The sequence below is a fragment of the Nocardioides epinepheli genome, from assembly GCF_037936805.1.
Classification (GTDB): domain Bacteria; phylum Actinomycetota; class Actinomycetes; order Propionibacteriales; family Nocardioidaceae; genus Nocardioides.
This window is the reverse complement of record NZ_JBBMMC010000015.1, coordinates 15140-32040: the sequence shown is the minus strand read 5'-3', so window position 1 is coordinate 32040 and position 16901 is coordinate 15140. Positions and strand designations below refer to the sequence as shown.

Below are 16901 nucleotides of genomic sequence, written 5' to 3'. Positions count from 1 at the left end.
CGGCCGGGAGGTTCCGAGGTGGATCAGCGATGCGGACACATGCTGCTGCGCGTGCGCCCATAGTCCACGTGGCGGCGTACCACGAGGTGGGCGTGCGTTGCGGCGGTGACCATGGTCCGGAGTCTCACCTGCTGGACGCTTTGTCCACAAACCGCAATCTCGTGATGTGAGATCCTGATCCATGATGTGAGACGAGTGGCCGATGCCTACGCCTGACGCGCGAGCGGCGTGCGAGCCACGTCACATCGCAAGCCCGTCCTGGCACTGGATCCGACTCGTCGGTAACCGGGGTGTCTCACTAGTCTGACCGCCATGGCCGATGACGCAGCCCGTCCCAGCATCTCCAGCCTCACCAGCAGCGCCTATCGCGACGCCCTGGAGGTGATCGCGTCGGTGGAGCCGCGGATCGCGGAGGCCACGCGCCAAGAGCTCACCGATCAGCGCGGGTCGCTCAAGCTCATCGCCAGCGAGAACTACGCCTCCCCGGCGGTGCTGCTCACCATGGGGACCTGGTTCAGCGACAAGTACGCCGAGGGCACCGTCGGCCACCGCTTCTACGCCGGTTGCCAGAACGTCGACACCGTCGAGGCGCTGGCGGCCGAGCACGCCCGCGAGCTGTTCGGTGCCGAGTACGCCTACGCGCAACCGCACTCGGGCATCGACGCCAACCTGGTGGCGTACTGGTCGATCCTGGCCCACCGGGTCGAGGGGCCGTGGCTGGAGAAGGCGCAGCTGCGCAACGTCAACGAGCTCACCGAGGCCGACTGGGAGGCGCTGCGTCACGAGCTCGGCAACCAGCGCCTGCTCGGCATGAGCCTGGACGCCGGCGGCCACCTCACCCACGGCTTCCGTCCCAACATCAGCGGCAAGATGTTCCACCAGCAGCAGTACGGCACCGACCCGGAGACCGGGCTGCTCGACTACGACGTCGTCGCCGCCAAGGCCCGCGAGTTCCGCCCGCTGGTGCTCGTGGCCGGCTATTCCGCCTACCCGCGGCGGATCAACTTCGCCAAGATGCGCGAGATCGCCGACGAGGTCGGCGCCACTCTCATGGTCGACATGGCCCACTTCGCCGGGCTGGTCGCGGGCAAGGTCTTCACCGGCGACGAGGACCCCGTGCCGCACGCCCACCTGGTGACCACCACGACGCACAAGAGCCTGCGCGGCCCGCGCGGCGGCATGGTGCTGGCCACCGAGGAATACGCCCCCAGCGTCGACCGCGGCTGCCCGATGGTGCTCGGCGGTCCGCTCTCGCACGTGATGGCGGCCAAGGCCGTCGCCCTGGCCGAGGCCCGCCAGCCGGCGTTCCGCACCTACGCCCAGCAGGTCGCCGACAACGCCCAGAGCCTGGCCGACGGCTTCCTCTCCCGCGGTGCGAACCTGGTCACCGGGGGCACCGACAACCACCTCGTACTCCTCGACGTCTCCTCGTTCGGCCTCACCGGACGGCAGGCCGAGTCGGCGCTCCTCGACGCCGGGGTGGTCACCAACCGCAACTCGGTCCCGGCCGACCCCAACGGCGCCTGGTACACCTCCGGTATCCGCCTGGGCACCCCGGCGCTCACCACCCGCGGCTTCGGTCACGACGAGTTCGACCGGGTCGCCGAGCTGATCGTCGAGGTCCTCGGCAGCACCGAGCCCGGCACCACCAAGGCCGGCGCCCCCTCGAAGGCCTCCTACGTGCTCGCGGACGGGATCGCCGATCGGGTCAAGGCGGCCTCGGCGGAGATGCTCGACAAGCACCCGCTCTACCCCGGTCTCGAGCTGACCTGACCCGGCCGGGGCGTCGCCCATCTCACCCGTGAGTCGGGTCGAGGGTCCCCGGGAGCGGGTGCCGCACTCGTTAGCGTGACGCCGTGACGACCGATGGTGCCTCCGACGAGGCGGACGCCTCGCCGGCCGAGGACACCGTGCCGGCGTCCGGGTTCTCCGAACGCGCCCGGCGGGCCGGTCACATCCTGTGGCGCCTGATCGTCACCACCGTCTCCTCGTGCCTGAAGTACCGGGTGACCGGGCTGGCCGCGGAGGGTGCGTTCTTCGCGATCGTGTCGGTGCCGCCGCTGATCTTCGCGCTGGCCGGCGGCATCGGCTACGTCTCGGAGCAGTTCAGCGCCGCCCAGGTGCAAGACGTGCGCCGCGCCGTGCTCGACTTCAGCGCCACCTTCCTGACCGACTCCGCGGTCGACAAGGTCATCGACCCCACGCTCAACGAGGTGCTCAAGGGCGGCCGGCTCGACGTGATCTCGCTGGGCTTCGTGCTCTCGCTCTGGTCGGGATCGCGCGCGCTCAACGTCTTCGTCGACACCATCACGATCATGCACGGGCTCGGCGGTCACCGCGGGATCGTCAAGACCCGGGCGCTGTCGTTCGCGCTCTACATCCTGGCCGTCGTGACCGGCGCGATCTCGATCCCGTTGATCATCGCCGGGCCCAAGCTGGTGCGGGAGTGGCTGCCGAACCGCGCCGACTTCCTCATCCAGTTCTACTGGCCGATCGTCATCGTCGTCTGCATCTGCTTCCTCGCCACGCTCTACCACGTCTCGGTGCCGGTGAAGACGAACTGGAGCTTCAACCTCCCCGGTGCCACCTTCTCCCTGGTCGCCTGGATCCTCGGCTCCTACGTGCTGCGGTGGGTTCTCACGACGACGGCGGCCGACTCGCGCTCGATCTACGGTCCGCTGGCGGCCCCGATCGCCGTCCTGCTGTGGCTCTACCTCGTGGCCATCGCGGTGCTCATCGGCGCGGCGGTGAACGCCGCCTTCGACCAGGTGTTCCCGCAGCGCAACACCACCCGGGCTCGCCGCGAGCTGATGGCCCGGCTCCGCACGCGGGTCGGTCGCGATCCCGCGGCCGGGTCGGTCCAGGGTCTCGAGCGAGGCGACGACGGCACTCAGCAGGAGAGCGACTAGGTTCGGCTCGTGCAATTCGAGTCCGATCCCGACCAGCGCGGCCGGGGCAAGGTGTCGCTGCCCGAGCGCCACCGCTCGCCGTGGTGGCAGCTCGGCAAGCGGCTGCTGCTGGCGCTGGCGATCCTCGCCGGCGTCGTGTTGATGGTCTATCTCGACGCCGACGGCTACGTCGACGGCAACGACCCGACCAACAAGCTCAGCCTGATCGACGCCATCTACTACTCGACCGTCACCTTGAGCACCACCGGATACGGCGACATCGCACCGGTCACAGACAGCGCGCGACTGATCAACGCGTTCGTCATGACCCCGGCCAGGATCGCCTTCCTGGTGCTCCTCATCGGGACCACGCTCGAGGTGCTGGCGACCCAGGGGCGCGAGCTCATCCGCATCGCACGTTGGAGGAAGACCGTGGGGCATCACGTCGTCGTCGTCGGCTACGGCACCAAGGGCCGAAGCGCCGTCAAGACACTGGTTCACAACGGCTACGACCGCGAGAACATCGTCATCGTCGACCCGAGCGCCACGGCGCTGGCCGAGGCGCACGCCGACGGTCTGGCGGTGGTCACCGGCGATGCCACCCGACGCGAGGTGCTGCGCCGGGCGCGGGTGCCCGACGCCGAGCAGGTCATCATCACCACTGACCGCGACGACTCCAACGTGCTGACCACACTCACCGTGCGCCAGCTCAACCCGGAGGCATACATCGTCTCCGCGGTGCGCGAGCAGGACAACGCTCCGCTGATGCGCCAGTCCGGCGCCAACTCGGTGATCACCTCCTCCGACGCCGTCGGCCGTCTGCTGGGCCTCTCGACCCTGTCGCCCACCCTCGGCGATGTGATGGAGGATCTGCTCACCCGCGGTGACGGCCTCGAGGTCGCCGAACGCGAGCTGCTGGTCTCCGAGGTCGGCAAGCAGCCCCAGAGCCTGCCCGACCAGGTGATCGCCGTGGTCCGCGACGAGCAGGTCTATCGCTACTTCGACCCGGTAGTGGCGCTGCTGGCCCGAGGGGACCGGCTGATCGTCGTCCGCCCGGCCAGGGAGCTTCCCTGGGCGCCACGTCCTGGCACCCACAACGAGGACTTCGCCGCCGACGAGGACTGAATCCACGAGTAGTTCGAACAGGTGTTCGATGACCTGGCAGACTGGGCGCATGGATCTGGTCTGTCCGGTGCGCCACTGCTGGGTCTCCGACGCCGACGGCGGCCGGGCGGTGAAGCGCCCCGGTCTGCTGGTGGAGTGGCGTCAGGTGGAGCACGGCTGGGAGGGCCGGGTCGTCTATGCCGCCCAGCCGCGCCCGGCGTCGTGGGCGGTGGTGGAGGAGTGGCTCCCGGCCGCCTTGCTCACGCCGATGTGAGGCGCCGGGATCGGGGCCGAAAAAGAGTTGAGCCGCTGGCGTCTCGGGTCACCAGCGGCTCAACAGTCTTGAGTCTAGCGGGCGGCGGGCGCCGGCGTGCGGGAATCGGCTGAGAAAAAGCCGAGAATCCGAGCCCGGGCACGGGCCCCGCCGTGGAGCCCGAGGCAGGCAGGGCGCCGTGGGTGCGACCCAGCGACGGGGGACTCGCTGCGCCGCACCGTCTCCAACGTAGCCCGCGGCGGGTGAGCCGGCCAGTTCGCACCGAGGTTCTGGGATGAGAAGGCCCCGTCCTCGACGAAGACGGGGCCTGACCGGCGAAACCGGATGGTGGACGATACTGGGTTTGAACCAGTGACCTCTTCCGTGTCAAGGAAGCGCGCTACCACTGCGCCAATCGTCCGAGTGGGTGTAGCTGTGGAGTTGTACTGCGGTTGCGCTGCGATGGAGGTGGGTACGGGATTTGAACCCGTGTACACGGATTTGCAGTCCGTTGCCTCGCCTCTCGGCCAACCCACCATGTTCCTGGCTGGAGGTCGGGCGGCAGGCCCAGGCCCTTCAACACTGACCTCTCCGAGCGGACAACGAGACTCGAACTCGCGACCTCAACCTTGGCAAGGTTGCGCTCTACCAACTGAGCTATGTCCGCCTGCGTATCTCCGATCCGCGGCCCGAGGGCCCGATCCGGAGTGCGTGAGAACAGTAGCCGATGCCATCCGCGAGGCCAAAACCGACCCCCGGTCCGACGTGTCGGAGCCCGTGCTCGGGCCGCTGCCGCGCGCTTCTAGAGTGACGCCCATGCGAGTGTGGATCGACGGCGAGCTGCTGACTGACCCCTTCGGCCCGGCGATCAGCGCAGTCGATCACGGCGTCACCGTGGGTGATGGCGTGTTCGAGGCGGTCAAGGTCGTCGACGGGCGGCCCTTCGCGCTCGAGCGCCACCTCGACCGACTCGAACGGTCGGCGGCCGGACTCGGACTGGCGGGCCTCGCACTCGACACCGTGCGCACCGGCGTCGCCGCGGTGCTGGAAGGAGCCGACCTGCCCCTGGGACGGCTCCGGATCACCGTGACCGCCGGCCCAGCGCCGTTGGGCTCGGGCCGCGGCGATCATGCTCCGACCGTCATCGTGGTCCTCGCGCCGATGGCGCCGACGGCTGAGACGACGAGTGTGGTCACCGTGCCGTGGCCGCGCAACGAGCGCAGCGCGATCGCCGGCCTGAAGACCACGTCGTACGCCGAGAACGTCGTCGCGCTGGCCGAGGCGCAGCGGCTCGGGGCCACCGAGGCGATCTTCGCGAACCTGGCCGGCAATCTGTGCGAGGGGACCGGGTCCAACGTGTTCTACGTCGTCGACGGTGAACTGCGCACCCCGACCCTGGCCAGCGGCTGCTTGGCCGGCGTGACCCGTGCGCTCCTGCTGGAGTGGTTCGGCGCCCGCGAGGTCGACGAACCGATCGCCGTCGCGGAGGCGGCCGAGGAGGTCTTCCTGGTCTCCACGACGAGGGACGTGCAGGCGGTCACCCGATGGGGCGAGCGCAGCCTCCCGGTCGGCCCGGTCACCGAGGCCGCAGCCGCGGCGTGGCGTCGGCACGAGGCATCAGAGCTGGCCGGCTGACCGCCCAAGGCGACGGTCCGGGAGCTGGTGGGATCAGCTCAGCAGGGCGGCGACCAGCGCGTCGGCGTCGAGGTCCTCGGCGCCGGCCGGGACGGCCAGCCAGGTGCGGGCGAGGAAGTCGAGCACCTCGCTGGTGCGCGCGTCGACGCGCAGCCGGCCCTCGGGCGAGGAGAAGACCATGCGGACCACCGCGCGGCCGTCCTCGTCGATGCCCGGGCGGAGCCGGATGACGCCGTCGCCCGCCGGCTCGGAGAGACCCCGGGTCAGCAGCGAGCGGGAGAGGACCCACGGCTGGTCGCAGGAGGGCATGTGGAAGGTGACCAGGACGGCATACGGGTCGCCCGGGTCGTAGGCGAAGGTCGCCATGAAGGCCATCGGACGCCCGAGCTGGTCGTCGCAGTGGAGCGCGACGTCGGCGCAGATCGTGGGGGCGAGCGGCTGGATCGGCATGGGCGGTTTCCTGGTCCGAGGGAGGCTGAGCGGAGACGGTCGCCGGCGGGCGATCGTCCGTCCTTCTCTGGTTCAGACGCGCCAGGCCGGCATTCGGTTGCCATCTCGACGCAAGTTCTTACGACGATTCTTGTCGAACGCGGCGCGCGGTGCGGCTTCCTGGCGTGGGTGAGGTGGGGGTGAGGGGGCACCGACTGGGAGCTGCCCGGACCCATGCGTTAGAGTCTGCGATCGCACCCGGGGCGATTGGCGCAGTGGTAGCGCGCTTCGTTCACACCGAAGAGGTCACTGGTTCGAACCCAGTATCGCCCACACTCGTTTGCGCAGGTCAGCGGCATTTCTCCGGTCTCGCATACCGGTACGGGCCGGCCGAGAGCCCCGACCATGGTCGGTGCGGGCCACGTCAGCTCGTGGAGGTGGGCGCGCCCGGCCAGCGATCCTCTTCATGGGCCGAATCGACATGCTGGTTCGATGGCGCAGTCTTCGACCGAGATATATCGCGGCCGATAACCATCGCGATACGATCGAAGCGTGGATATACGTGGTGCGCGGCGCGCGGCTGGCCTGACCCAGTCACAGCTCGCCCGCGCCGCGCGGGTGTCGCAGCCCAACCTGTCGGCGTACGAGAACGGTCGCCGAAGGCCATCACCGGAGGTCCTCGACAGGCTCCGCCGAGCACTGGCCGGGCGACCGTCGGCGCGTGTCGCGACCCACCGCGACGCCATCCACGACCTCGCCGCCCAGTTCCACGCCGTTGACCCTCGGGTCTTTGGATCGGTGGCGCGTGGAGATGACGAGCCCGGGTCCGACGTCGACCTGGTCGTGGACTTCACCGAGGAGGCGTCACTCCTCGATGAGGTCGGACTGCGGCTGGCGTTGCGGGACTTGCTCCAGGTCGAGGTCGACGTCGTCGCCTCGGACGGGCTGCGGGGCGCATTCCGCGAACGCGTGCTCAGCGAAGCCGTCCCGGTGTGATGTGACGCCCCACAGCGCACGCGACGCAGCCGAACGAGCGGTCGCCGTGTGCGACGTGCTGGCGGAGATCATCGGGGACGACCTGGGGACGTTCGAGACCGACGTCCGCACCCAGTGGGCGGTCGAGATGGGGCTGATTCGGATCGGAGAGGCTGTCAGTCGCATCCCCGACGTCGTGCTCGCCCGGTTTCCCGAGCAGCCCTGGCGGGAGATCGTCGCGATGCGCAACTTTGCCGCGCACCAGTACGACGACCTCGTCCCGCGCCGCGTGTGGCGCACCGTTACCCACGACGTGCCCGCACTACGCCGCTACCTCGCTGAGGAAGTCATCCCGGGTCTCGAGACCTGACCGATCAGGCTGGACGCAACCTGCGAGCCCGCAGTTCAAGAACGAGACCGCCTGAGCACGCCCAACACCTAGCGAAGCTAGCCGCGACCCGCTACTGGTCTTCGTCGTCGCTCTCCCCGAACGCGGCTCCCAGAGCGACGCCGAGTCCAGCACCGATCGCGATCCAGTACGCCTGGCGGGTGATCACGAACATCACCGTTCCGGCGGCGGCTCCCAACGCGATGGCCACACCAAGATTCATGGCGTGAGAGTACGCGGGGCTGGTCGACGGGAGCCGGGACGCGAGGACGCAGGGCTATCCAGCAGCGAGCCCGCCAGGACCCCACCACCCGCCGGGCCGCCCGAAGGTTGCATCGCGGCGCGATCCGTCACGCGTTGCCAGGTCAGTGGGCTGAACCGGCCGGGATAGTTTGAGGCGTTATCAACCTTCTCGGGCAGGTCTGAGGTTGATAACGCCTCAAACTATCCCGGGCGGCGGGGGCGCAGGGCCGCCCAGGAACGTGCCCGCCAGGCGCCCTTCCACAGGCCCAGGCCGTAGGCGGCGTCGTCGAGGCGGCGGGCAGCGAGCACGGTGGGGGCATCGAGGCCGGTGTCGCGGTGCTGCCACAGCGCCACCGCCGAGTCGACGACGAGGGCGGTGGCCATCGCCCGACGCACCGGTGCGAGTAGACAGCCGAGTGCCGCGACCGGCCACCAGTGCCGCACGAGCAGCGACGCCTCCTGCCGCACCGCCCAGCCCAGGCCGCGCGCGGCGAGCGCGGTCGCGACCCGGGCACGCGGGCCGGCCGGCAGGTCTCCGGGGAGAGCACCGGCAACGCTCATCGCGGCGTGGGCCAGTGCGGCGCCGACCACCGGGAGTGCCCAACGCCGTCGCAGCAGGATCGCAGCGCCGGCGACGGCGAGCGCGGGGGAGAGGACGGCGGGGGCGACGTTCCCGCCGTGGCGTGCGGCCAGTGGGGCGCCGCTGGAGCCGTACAGCACCTTGCGCCCCAGCCAGCCGCGCACCGTGCCGCGCACGTCGTGGCGCACCGTGACGGCCGGCTCGTAGCGCACCCGGTGCCCGGCCCCGACCAGTCGCCACACCAGGTCGACGTCCTCGCCGACCCGCATCGCGGTGTCGAAGCCGCCGGCCAGCGACGCGGTCCGCCCGACCAGGCACGCGCTCGGCAGCCAGGCGACGGTGGCGCCCGGCCGCACCGCCGAGGGCCGCGGTCCGAGGTCGAGGGAGGAGGCGGCGGCGTCGTAGCGCTCGAACCAGGAGGGTGCGGTCGAACGCACCTGGCCGACCACCCGCGGCCCGACCAGGACCACCGACGGGTCTGCGAGCTGCCGGGTGAGCGCGAGCAGCTCCGACGCCGGCGCCTCGACGTCGGAGTCGACGAATGCGACCAGCGGCGTGGTGACCCGAGCCAGTCCGGCGTTGCGGGCGCCGGCCGGGCCGAGGTTCGTGGACAGGGCCACGACCGCGGCGCCGTGCCGGGCGGCCACCCCGGCCACGGAGGCGGTGTCGCGCGAGGCGTCGTCGACCACGATCACCCGAAGCGGTGCGAGCGCGGCGAGACAACGATCGAGCTGCGCCGGGCGGTCGCGGACCGGGACCACGACGGTCAGGTCGTCGGCCGACATCGGTGGCACGGCGTCGAGCACCGGCAGCGCCAGGTTCGTCGCGAGGAGGCGCTCGGCGACCAGGGACGAGGCCCGGTCGGTGACGACGAGCCGACCCCCTTCCGGTACCGGGACGGCCAGTCGCATCGCGGTCAGCGGCGACCCGCCGACCAGCACCCGTCCGCCGTCGAGCCGCTGCACGCCGGGCGCCAGCCCGACCACGAAGCCGGGCGGCAGCGGGGACGGTCTGCTCACCCGCCGAAGCCCCCGTCGGCGTGCACCACGGTGCCGTTGACGACGCCGCCGGCCCGGGAGGCGCAGAACGCGATCGCGCCGGCGATCTCGGCCGGATCGATGACCCGGCGGGTCAGCTGATGGGACACCAACTCCTCGATCGGGACGTCGTAGAGCGACGCCGTGCGGCGCAGCATGGCGGTGTCGGTGGAGCCGGGGGAGACCGCGGCGGCGGTGACCCCCGTGCCCACCAGGTCCGCGGCGAGTCCCTTCACGATCCCCACGACCGCGTGCTTGGTCGCGGTGTAGGCCGCGAGCCGGAACAGGCCGTGCGTGCCGGCCGCCGAGGCGACCGCCACGAAGCGACAGCCGCTCGGATCGGGGCCGTCCAGCATCGCGGGGATCGCGGCTGCCGCGGTGTTCCAGACGCCTTTGGCCACCACGTCCCACAGGGAGTCGAGGACGGCGTCGGGGGTCTCCCACAGCGGCTGCCCGCCCTCGATGATGCCGGCCGCCGCCACCGCGACGTCGAGCCGCCCCCACGCCGCCACGGCGTCACCGACGGCCGCGTCGAGCCCGGCGCGGTCGCGGACGTCGACCACCCGGCACAGCACCCGCGGCCCGTGTCGTTCGGCGAGCGAGTCGAGGTCGGACCGCGTGGCGAGGGGCGGGCCCTCGCAGGAGTCGACCGCCAGCACCCGGTAGCCGTCGGCGACGAGCCGGTCGACCGTCGCCGCGCCGATGCCGCGGGCCGCCCCGGTGACCAAGGCGACCCGGGTCACGCGACCATCACCACCCGTGAGGCGATCTGGTCGATCATCGAGGCGAGCACCGACCTGCCCTCCGCGGCACTCGCCCCGGCCGGGTCGCCGAGGACGCCGTTGGGCGAGACCGCGCTGACGCCGCCCTTGATGAGCAGCGGCAGGATCTCCGCGAGCGGGCGGCGATCGCCGGCCTCGGCGCGGGAGAGCCGCACCAGGCCGGGAGCGAGGTGCAGGAGCAGCGAGGTCTCAGTGCGCCCGGCGTGCAGGTCGACGTCCTCGGTGGCGCAGGCCGCCCAGGACACCTCGTGCCCTTCGTTCACGAGCTGCTCGACCGCGGCCCGCAGCGCCGTCAGGTTCCCGCCGTGACCGTTGACCAGCAGCACCCGGTCGGCCCAGGTGCGAAGCGAGCGCACCAGCTCCACCACGACCAGCCGCAGCGCGTCGGTGCCGATCGAGACCGTGCCCGGGAACGACTGGTGCTCACCGCTCGAGCCGTACTCCAACGTCGGCGCCACCCACACCCCGGCGTCGTGACCGCCGAGTCGATCGGCGACGCCGAGCGCCACCGCGGAGGCGATGAGCGAGTCGGTGTTCAACGGCAGGTGCGGGCCGTGCTGCTCGGTGGAGCCGACCGGCACCAGCACCAGCCGTGCACCCGAAGCCTCCGACGACGTCGCCTGCGCGAGACTCCGAGACATCGCTCAGACTCTCTCAACCACGGGGTTCTGAGCGCCGAGCGCCCGGTGGAAGCCGTCGGGGACCAGCACGTGCTCGGGCGTGAGGTCGTGGATCGAGGAGACCCCGAGGCCGAGCAGCGCGGAGTCGATGCCCGAGCGCAGCACGTCGATCACGTTGCCCACGCCGGCCTCGCCGTTGGCGGCGAGGCCCCACAGGTAGGCGCGCCCGATCAGGACCGCGCGAGCGCCGAGCGCAACCGCCTTGACGACGTCGGAGCCGCGGCGGACGCCGCCGTCCATCACGACGTCGAGGTCGCCGCCGACGGCGTCGGCGATCGGCTTGACCATCCGGATCGCGGCCGGGGTGCCGTCGAGGTTGTTGCCGCCGTGGTTGGAGACCGAGATGCCGGCGACACCGGCGTCACGGGCGCGGAGCGCGTCGTCGATGCGGCAGACGCCCTTGAGCAGGAACGGCTTGCCGCCGCTCAACTGTGACCACTGCTCTCGCATCCACGTGACGTCGTCCCAGGACGGCGGTGGCGTGGTCATCCACTCGTAGTAGGCGCCGAAGAAGGTGGGCGCGTCTCCGCCGGGCGGTGCGAGGTTGGGGGCGGTGAGGTCGGGGATCTGACCGGTGCGGCCGAACTCCCAAAGCCATCGGGGCTTGGTGGCGACCTTCGGCGCCATCCGCACCATCGTGGCGAGGTCGACCTTCTCCGGGATCTCCGGGCTGCCCCAGTCGCGGCCCATGGAGAACGACCAGTCCAGCGTGGCGATCAGGCCGACCGCGCCGGCGTCCTGGGCGCGTTGCATCCGCTGCACCATTACGTCGCGGTCGCCGGTCCAGTACATCTGGAACAGCGTGGGGGCGCCGGTGTCGGCGACCTCCTCGATCGACTTCGACGCGAAGTTCGACAGGCCCATCAGTGTGCCGCGCGACGCCGCCGCGCGGGCCACGGCGACCTCGCCGTCGGGGTGCACGGCCTGCACGCCGGTGGGGCTGATCACGACGGGGAGGGAGATCGAGTGCCCGAGCACGGTGGTGTCCATGGTGCGCTCGGCCGGGTTGCCCGCGACGTGCGGGGCGAAGCCGAGCTCGGCGAAGGCCGTCTGGTTGTCGGCGACGCTCTGTCCGCGCTCGGAGCCGGCGACCAGGGCGCCGTAGACGGGGGCGGGCAGTCGCTTGCGGGCGCGCTGCTGGGCGACGGCCACCGACTCGAACCAGGGGTTCTGCTTCCAGGGGTTCTTCAGCCACTCGGGCTTGCTCATGGGTTCGGTCTTTCAGTGGGTGGACGGGACGAATCCGGCCAGGGGAGACTCGGCGCAGGCGGACGTCGGCGGCGTTGCCGGCGTCCACGACTCGGGCCGACGGGACAGGGTGAGCATCACCGGCTGGTTGCGGGTGGGGTTGGCCTTGGAGTGGTCCTGGCTGGCCGCCGGGATCGTGCGGTCGGCCGCCAGCGCCGCCTCGCCGTAGCCCTGCACGCACTCGGGGTCGGGACCGTCGAGGGGGAGGCCGGTGAAGAACTTCGCGGCCATGCAGCCGCCGCGGCAGCTGTCGTAGAAGGTGCACGAGGAGCAGGCGCCTCCGGTCTGCGGGGAGCGGAGGTCGGCGAAGAGTGCGGAGTCCTGCCAGACGCGACGGAAGCCGCCGTCGTCGAGCAGGTTTCCGGCCAGGAAGTTGTCGTGGATGGCGAACGGACAGGCGTAGACGTCGCCGATCGGGTCGATCAGGCAGACCACGCGCCCGGCGCCGCACAGATTGAGGCCCGGCAGCGACTCGCCGAAGGCGGCGAGGTGGAAGAACGAGTCGCCGGTGAGCACGTCCTCGCCGTGGGCCATCAGCCAGTCGTAGAGCTCGCGCTGCTGCTCGGGCAGCGGGTGGAGCTCGTCCCAGACGTCGGCGCCCCGGCCGCTGGGCCGCAGCCGGGTCAGGCGCAAGGTGGCGCCGAACCGGTCGGCCAGGGCCTTGAACTCGTCGAGCTGGCCGATGTTCTGGCGCGTGCAGACCACGCTGATCTTGGCGTCGGCGAAGCCGGCGTCCTGGAGGTTCTGCAGGGCGCGCAGGGCGGTGTCGTAGGAGCCCGGCCCGCGCACGTAGTCGTTGACCTCGGCGGTGGCGCCGTCGAGGGAGATCTGGACGTCGACATAGCCGTTGCAGGCCGGCGAGGCGAGGAAGGCCGCGCGCTCGGGAGTGAGCCGGACGCCGTTGGTGGAGAACTTCACGCCCACCTGGTGGTCGACGGCGTACTGCAGCAGGTGCCAGAAGTCGGGGCGGATCGTCGGCTCGCCGCCGCCGATGTTGACGTAGAAGACCTGCATCCGCTGGAGCTCGTCGATGACGGCCTCGCACTGCTCGGTGCTGAGCTCGCGGGGGTCGCGCCGGCCGCTGCTGGACAGGCAGTGCGCGCACTCGAGGTTGCAGGCGTAGGTGAGCTCCCACGTCAGGCAGATCGGGGCGTCCAGACCGAGCTCGAACTGCTCGATCAGTGTGCCGGTGGTCGGGCGGGCGGGACGTTCGGGCGCGAGAGTCATGCGGCCACCTGCTTGCGGGGTCGGATCATGTCGGTGCGGGCGAGGCCGGCCAGCGCGTCGGCGTACGCGGCGTGCTGCGCCTCGGGGATGTCGGCCGCCACGAGCGCCGAGCGGACGTCGGGGTGGTCGGCGAGCGCCCGGACCACCGTCACCAGCTCGCGGCGCTTGAGGAACGTCAGCTTGCGGTTGCCGAAGTGATAGGCGAGCGCGCCGAACGGCTCCGGGCGCAGCGCCACGGCGGGGGACAGGGTCCAGGGCTCGTCGAGCATCAGTAGACGCCGCACATGCCGTCGATGGAGACCTCTTCGATGAGGCTCTCTGCAGTGAGCTCCTCGACCTGGCCGGCGCTCTCGGCGTTCTCGGTGTTGTCGCTGCTCGTGTGCTCGGGGTTCATCGCGTTTCCTTCCGCTGGTGAGTGGCGTGCGCCACACAATAACTGCACTGGTGGCAGAAATGGAAGGGCCCTACTCTGTCGCCCGTGGCGAAGCGAGTGTCGGTGGGTCGGCCGGAGGCGACCAGCCATGCCGCGATCGAGCAGGCGGCCTTCGCCCTCTTCGCCGAGCGCGGGTTCGAGGCGACCACGCTGGACGCGATCGCCGACGCGGTCGGCGTCGGGCGCCGCACCCTGTTTCGCTACTACCGCTCCAAGAACGACATCCCCTGGGGCCAGTTCGACCAGACCCTGGCCCACTTCCGCGACCTGCTCGCCGCCAGTCCGCCCGAGCTCGGACTGCACGAGGCGATCGGGCGGGCGATCGTGGAGTTCAACCGGTTCCCCGCCGACGCCTCCCCGCCGCATGTCGAGCGGATGCGGCTGCTGCTGCGCACGCCGGCACTCCAGGCCCACTCCGCGCTGCGCTACGCCGAGTGGCGTGAGGTGATCGTCGAGTACGCCGCCGCCCGTCTCGGCGTCCCCGTCGATGCCCTGGAGCCGCGGCTGCTCGGCCACACCGGCCTGGCCCTGGCCAGGACCGCCTACGAGCTCTGGCTCGACGATCCCTCGCGCGAGATCACCGAGGTGATCGAGGAGGGCATGGCCGCCCTGTCCGGTCAGAACTGGATCGGCTGACCCTCAACCTTTCGGGCCCGCTCGCACGTACCTTGTCCAGACCCGGTTGGCCGAGGGGGTGTGGCGGGTGCGACGCGAGGAGTTCGAGCAGTTCGTCGACGCCGAGCTGCCCCGCCTGCTCGGATACGCCCGCGTCCTGACCGGCAACGACCACGACGCCTGGGATCTGGTGCAGGACGCGCTGGTGAAGGTGGGGCTGCGCTGGCGCAAGGTCGACCGTCAGGGCAACCCGGCTGCCTACACCCGCACCACGATGGTGCGGCTCAACATCGACCGGCTGCGCCGCGGTGCCCGGGAGTCGGTGGTCGAGGCGGTTCCCGACGCCGGCGCCGTCCCGAGCCTGCCCGACGGCGTCGAGCCGTGGCTGGCCGCGGCGCTCGGCTCGCTCACCCCGCGGCAGCGCACCGCCGTCGTCCTGCGCTACGTCGACGACCTGTCGCTGATCGGCGTCGCCGAGCGGATGGGGTGCTCGGTGGGCACCGCCAAGAGTCATCTGTCCCGCGGCGTGCAGCGACTGCGCGACGTCGCCCCCGACCGGCAGGAGGAGATCCCGTGACTGACGACCTGCGCGAGAACGAGCGGGCAGCCCTGCGTTCCTACGCCGCTCCCGCCGAGGCGCCCGTGGGCGGCACGCGGCGCGTGCTCGACGCGCTGCATCGGCGTCGCCGTCGTCGCACGGCGTTCGCCGCGGCCGGCGTGACCGCGGCGCTGGTGATCGGCGTCGGTGTGGGCGCCGGGCTGGTCCGGGGCCAGCGGGACGGCGCCGATCCGGCCGAGCGGCACGAGGTCGGCGCGCCCGGACCGTGGACCGAGCTGCCGCAGGCACCACTCGAACCGCGCCACGAGAGCGTCGGGGTGTGGACCGGGTCCGAGTTGCTCGTCGCGGGCGGCACGACGGCACGTCCCTGCCCGCCCGGCGCGGATTGTGCGGCGACGGCGCCGTCGAGCTATCTCCGCGACGGTGCGGCCTACGACCCGGCGACCGCCCGGTGGCGGGCGATCGCCGAGGCACCGGCGCCGCTGGCGCGGGCCGGGGCGGTGTGGTCGGGCACCGAGATGATCGTCACCGCCTGGGCGGGTGTGTTCGCCTACGACCCGGTCGCCGACTCCTGGCGGACCCTGGGCTCCCAGAGGTTGTCCACCGAACCCTACGAGCCGGCACCGGCCGTGACGCCCGAGGGCATCGTCTTCGCCTCCTATGAGCAACGCGCGAAGGGGGACTCGCCCGACCGCGTGTTGGACCCGGCCAGCGGCACGTGGACCCGGCTCCCGCACGACCCGTTCGGCGAGTCCTACGACCGCAGCGTGGCCTGGGACGGCGAGCGGCTGTGGCTGCTGTCGATGGGCGTCGAGCACCACTTCGACGCCGTCGACGGCGCGCCGTCGCGCCTGGCGGTACTAGAGGGTGGGCTGATGGACGGCACGTGGCGGATCGTCGAGGAGGAGACTGTCGACGTCGAGCAGGGCCAACAACTGGTCTGGTCGGAGCGCAGGCTGGTGCTGTCGCCGAGACATCGGCTCGGGGCTCTCACCTACGACCCGAAGGTCGGCATCTGGAGCCACTTCGACGTCCCGGAGGTGAGCCAGGCGTCGTGTGCCCTGCCGGCCGTCGGCGTCAGCGACCGCTGGATCGCCGGAGGCGGCCGCGTGCTCGTCGACGCCGACGGCGAGTCCGCGGTAGTGGACGACTGTCCGGGGCTCGCCGACCCCGACGTCGCCGTCTGGGCGGGCGACGACCTGCTGGTGTGGGGCGGCCCGAACGCCGACTGGTCGGCCGGCACCGCGCTCGGCTACACGACCGGCGCCGTCGACCCGGTCTGCCCCGAGACGCTGGCGCGGTCCGATGAGAACCAAGGACTTGGGACCGGCGATCCGGCAGCCGAGGCGCCGTCGTTGCCGGAGCCCGACGAGGCGTGGGTCTGCCGCTACACGGTGGCTGACCGGAGCGAGTCGAACGACGGCGAGTCGTCGTTGGAATGGCACCTGGACGCGGGCCCGCACCCGGTGCCCGGCGGCGCCGTACCAGGACTCGCCGCCGACGTCCGTGACCTGCGCCCCTCCAACCCCGACGGGTGCGACGACGACCTCGGTCCGACGTACCTGCTGGCCTACCGCAGCGGTGACCGGACCGTGGGCGTCCTTGCCGACGACTTCGGCTGCGACTGGGTCCGCCTGACCGACGACCCGGCCACGGTTCCCGCAGGCGAGAGCGACGCCGACGGCCTCGTCCCCGGCGTCCTCACCGCACCACCGGGTCTCCTGGACCGGCTCCGCGCCGTCCTGCGCTGAGGGCCGATTCGCTTGTTACCGACCGTTGTTACCTCTGACCTGCGCTTGCAAGAGCAGGTCAGAGGTAACAACGG

At 71.4% G+C, this 16901-nt stretch carries 19 protein-coding genes and 4 tRNA genes; 11 read left to right on the top strand and 12 right to left on the bottom strand.

The features are described 5' to 3' along the window. Window positions 1-312: 312 nt before the first annotated feature. The 4 genes from WMR31_RS18125 to WMR31_RS18110 all read left to right on the top strand — a co-directional run bounded on the left by WMR31_RS18125 (window position 313) and on the right by WMR31_RS18110 (window position 4266). On the top strand, window positions 313-1773 hold the full coding sequence (locus tag WMR31_RS18125; RefSeq protein ID WP_340540293.1) for a glycine hydroxymethyltransferase: 1461 nt from the start codon (window positions 313-315) through the stop codon (window positions 1771-1773). A gap of 83 nt (window positions 1774-1856) precedes the next feature. Then, entirely contained in the window at window positions 1857-2909 is a 1053-nt protein-coding gene (locus WMR31_RS18120) for a YihY/virulence factor BrkB family protein (protein WP_340540292.1), read from the top strand. 9 nt (window positions 2910-2918) lie between these two features. Further along, on the top strand, window positions 2919-4013 hold the full coding sequence (locus tag WMR31_RS18115; RefSeq protein ID WP_340540291.1) for a potassium channel family protein: 1095 nt from the start codon (window positions 2919-2921) through the stop codon (window positions 4011-4013). A gap of 49 nt (window positions 4014-4062) precedes the next feature. Beyond that, entirely contained in the window at window positions 4063-4266 is a 204-nt protein-coding gene (locus tag WMR31_RS18110; RefSeq protein WP_340540290.1) for a hypothetical protein, read from the top strand. A 325-nt stretch (window positions 4267-4591) separates the two neighbouring features. Here the strand turns inward: WMR31_RS18110 and WMR31_RS18105 are convergent. From WMR31_RS18105 to WMR31_RS18095, 3 genes are all read right to left on the bottom strand, one after another. After that, a tRNA-Val gene (locus WMR31_RS18105) sits at window positions 4592-4666 on the bottom strand. A gap of 42 nt (window positions 4667-4708) precedes the next feature. Next, window positions 4709-4782 (bottom strand) — tRNA-Cys (locus WMR31_RS18100). 57 nt (window positions 4783-4839) lie between these two features. Continuing rightward, window positions 4840-4912 (bottom strand) — tRNA-Gly (locus tag WMR31_RS18095). A gap of 149 nt (window positions 4913-5061) precedes the next feature. On the opposite strand from WMR31_RS18095, the gene WMR31_RS18090 reads away from it, so the two are divergent. Continuing rightward, window positions 5062-5880, top strand: coding sequence for an aminotransferase class IV (locus WMR31_RS18090; RefSeq protein WP_340540289.1), 819 nt, complete (start codon window positions 5062-5064; stop codon window positions 5878-5880). A gap of 33 nt (window positions 5881-5913) precedes the next feature. On the opposite strand, the gene WMR31_RS18085 is transcribed toward WMR31_RS18090, so the two are convergent. After that, window positions 5914-6330, bottom strand: a complete 417-nt coding sequence (locus WMR31_RS18085) for an SsgA family sporulation/cell division regulator (RefSeq protein WP_340540288.1) — start codon at window positions 6328-6330, stop codon at window positions 5914-5916. A 240-nt stretch (window positions 6331-6570) separates the two neighbouring features. On the opposite strand from WMR31_RS18085, the gene WMR31_RS18080 reads away from it, so the two are divergent. From WMR31_RS18080 to WMR31_RS18070, 3 genes are all read left to right on the top strand, one after another. Then, window positions 6571-6642: transfer RNA gene (locus WMR31_RS18080), tRNA-Val, on the top strand. Window positions 6643-6861: 219 nt separating this feature from the next. Beyond that, window positions 6862-7305: a helix-turn-helix domain-containing protein gene (locus tag WMR31_RS18075; protein ID WP_340540287.1), complete on the top strand. Its 444-nt coding sequence runs from the start codon at window positions 6862-6864 to the stop codon at window positions 7303-7305. A gap of 46 nt (window positions 7306-7351) precedes the next feature. After that, window positions 7352-7654, top strand: a complete 303-nt coding sequence (locus tag WMR31_RS18070) for a HepT-like ribonuclease domain-containing protein (RefSeq protein WP_340540286.1) — start codon at window positions 7352-7354, stop codon at window positions 7652-7654. Window positions 7655-7745: 91 nt separating this feature from the next. Here WMR31_RS18070 and WMR31_RS18065 read toward each other — a convergent pair whose 3' ends face one another. The 8 genes from WMR31_RS18065 to mftA all read right to left on the bottom strand — a co-directional run bounded on the left by WMR31_RS18065 (window position 7746) and on the right by mftA (window position 13863). Beyond that, a complete protein-coding gene (locus WMR31_RS18065; RefSeq protein WP_340540285.1) occupies window positions 7746-7895 on the bottom strand; it encodes a hypothetical protein in 150 nt (49 codons plus the stop codon). Window positions 7896-8116: 221 nt separating this feature from the next. Then, a complete protein-coding gene (gene mftF, locus WMR31_RS18060) occupies window positions 8117-9514 on the bottom strand; it encodes a mycofactocin biosynthesis glycosyltransferase MftF (protein ID WP_340540284.1) in 1398 nt (465 codons plus the stop codon). Next, window positions 9511-10275, bottom strand: coding sequence for a mycofactocin-coupled SDR family oxidoreductase (locus WMR31_RS18055; RefSeq protein WP_340540283.1), 765 nt, complete (start codon window positions 10273-10275; stop codon window positions 9511-9513). The genes mftF and WMR31_RS18055 overlap by 4 nt, the downstream gene beginning before the upstream one ends. Then, window positions 10272-10955 carry a mycofactocin biosynthesis peptidyl-dipeptidase MftE gene (mftE, locus tag WMR31_RS18050; protein WP_340540282.1) on the bottom strand — a complete coding sequence of 228 codons (684 nt, stop codon included), beginning with the start codon at window positions 10953-10955 and terminating at the stop codon, window positions 10272-10274. The genes WMR31_RS18055 and mftE overlap by 4 nt, the downstream gene beginning before the upstream one ends. Window positions 10956-10958: 3 nt before the next feature. After that, complete coding sequence (gene mftD / locus WMR31_RS18045) at window positions 10959-12203, bottom strand: pre-mycofactocin synthase MftD (RefSeq protein ID WP_340540281.1); 1245 nt, start codon at window positions 12201-12203, stop codon at window positions 10959-10961. 12 nt (window positions 12204-12215) lie between these two features. Then, window positions 12216-13469: a mycofactocin radical SAM maturase gene (gene mftC, locus WMR31_RS18040; protein ID WP_340540280.1), complete on the bottom strand. Its 1254-nt coding sequence runs from the start codon at window positions 13467-13469 to the stop codon at window positions 12216-12218. After that, on the bottom strand, window positions 13466-13738 hold the full coding sequence (gene mftB, locus WMR31_RS18035; RefSeq protein WP_340540279.1) for a mycofactocin biosynthesis chaperone MftB: 273 nt from the start codon (window positions 13736-13738) through the stop codon (window positions 13466-13468). Before mftB ends, mftC begins: the two co-directional genes overlap by 4 nt. Then, window positions 13738-13863 carry a mycofactocin precursor MftA gene (mftA, locus tag WMR31_RS18030; protein ID WP_340540278.1) on the bottom strand — a complete coding sequence of 42 codons (126 nt, stop codon included), beginning with the start codon at window positions 13861-13863 and terminating at the stop codon, window positions 13738-13740. Before mftA ends, mftB begins: the two co-directional genes overlap by 1 nt. An 84-nt stretch (window positions 13864-13947) precedes the next feature. Here mftA and mftR point away from each other — a divergent pair, with 84 nt between their 5' ends. The 3 genes from mftR (at window position 13948) to WMR31_RS18015 (ending at window position 16827) form a co-directional block, all read left to right on the top strand. After that, on the top strand, window positions 13948-14538 hold the full coding sequence (mftR, locus tag WMR31_RS18025; RefSeq protein WP_340540277.1) for a mycofactocin system transcriptional regulator MftR: 591 nt from the start codon (window positions 13948-13950) through the stop codon (window positions 14536-14538). A 67-nt stretch (window positions 14539-14605) separates the two neighbouring features. After that, the gene (locus WMR31_RS18020) at window positions 14606-15094 is read left to right on the top strand and encodes a SigE family RNA polymerase sigma factor (RefSeq protein ID WP_340540276.1); all 489 of its coding nucleotides are present in this window, start codon (window positions 14606-14608) and stop codon (window positions 15092-15094) included. After that, window positions 15091-16827 (top strand): Kelch repeat-containing protein, encoded by a 1737-nt coding sequence (locus tag WMR31_RS18015; protein WP_340540275.1) that lies wholly within the window; start codon window positions 15091-15093, stop codon window positions 16825-16827. The genes WMR31_RS18020 and WMR31_RS18015 overlap by 4 nt, the downstream gene beginning before the upstream one ends. Window positions 16828-16901 lie beyond the last annotated feature (74 nt).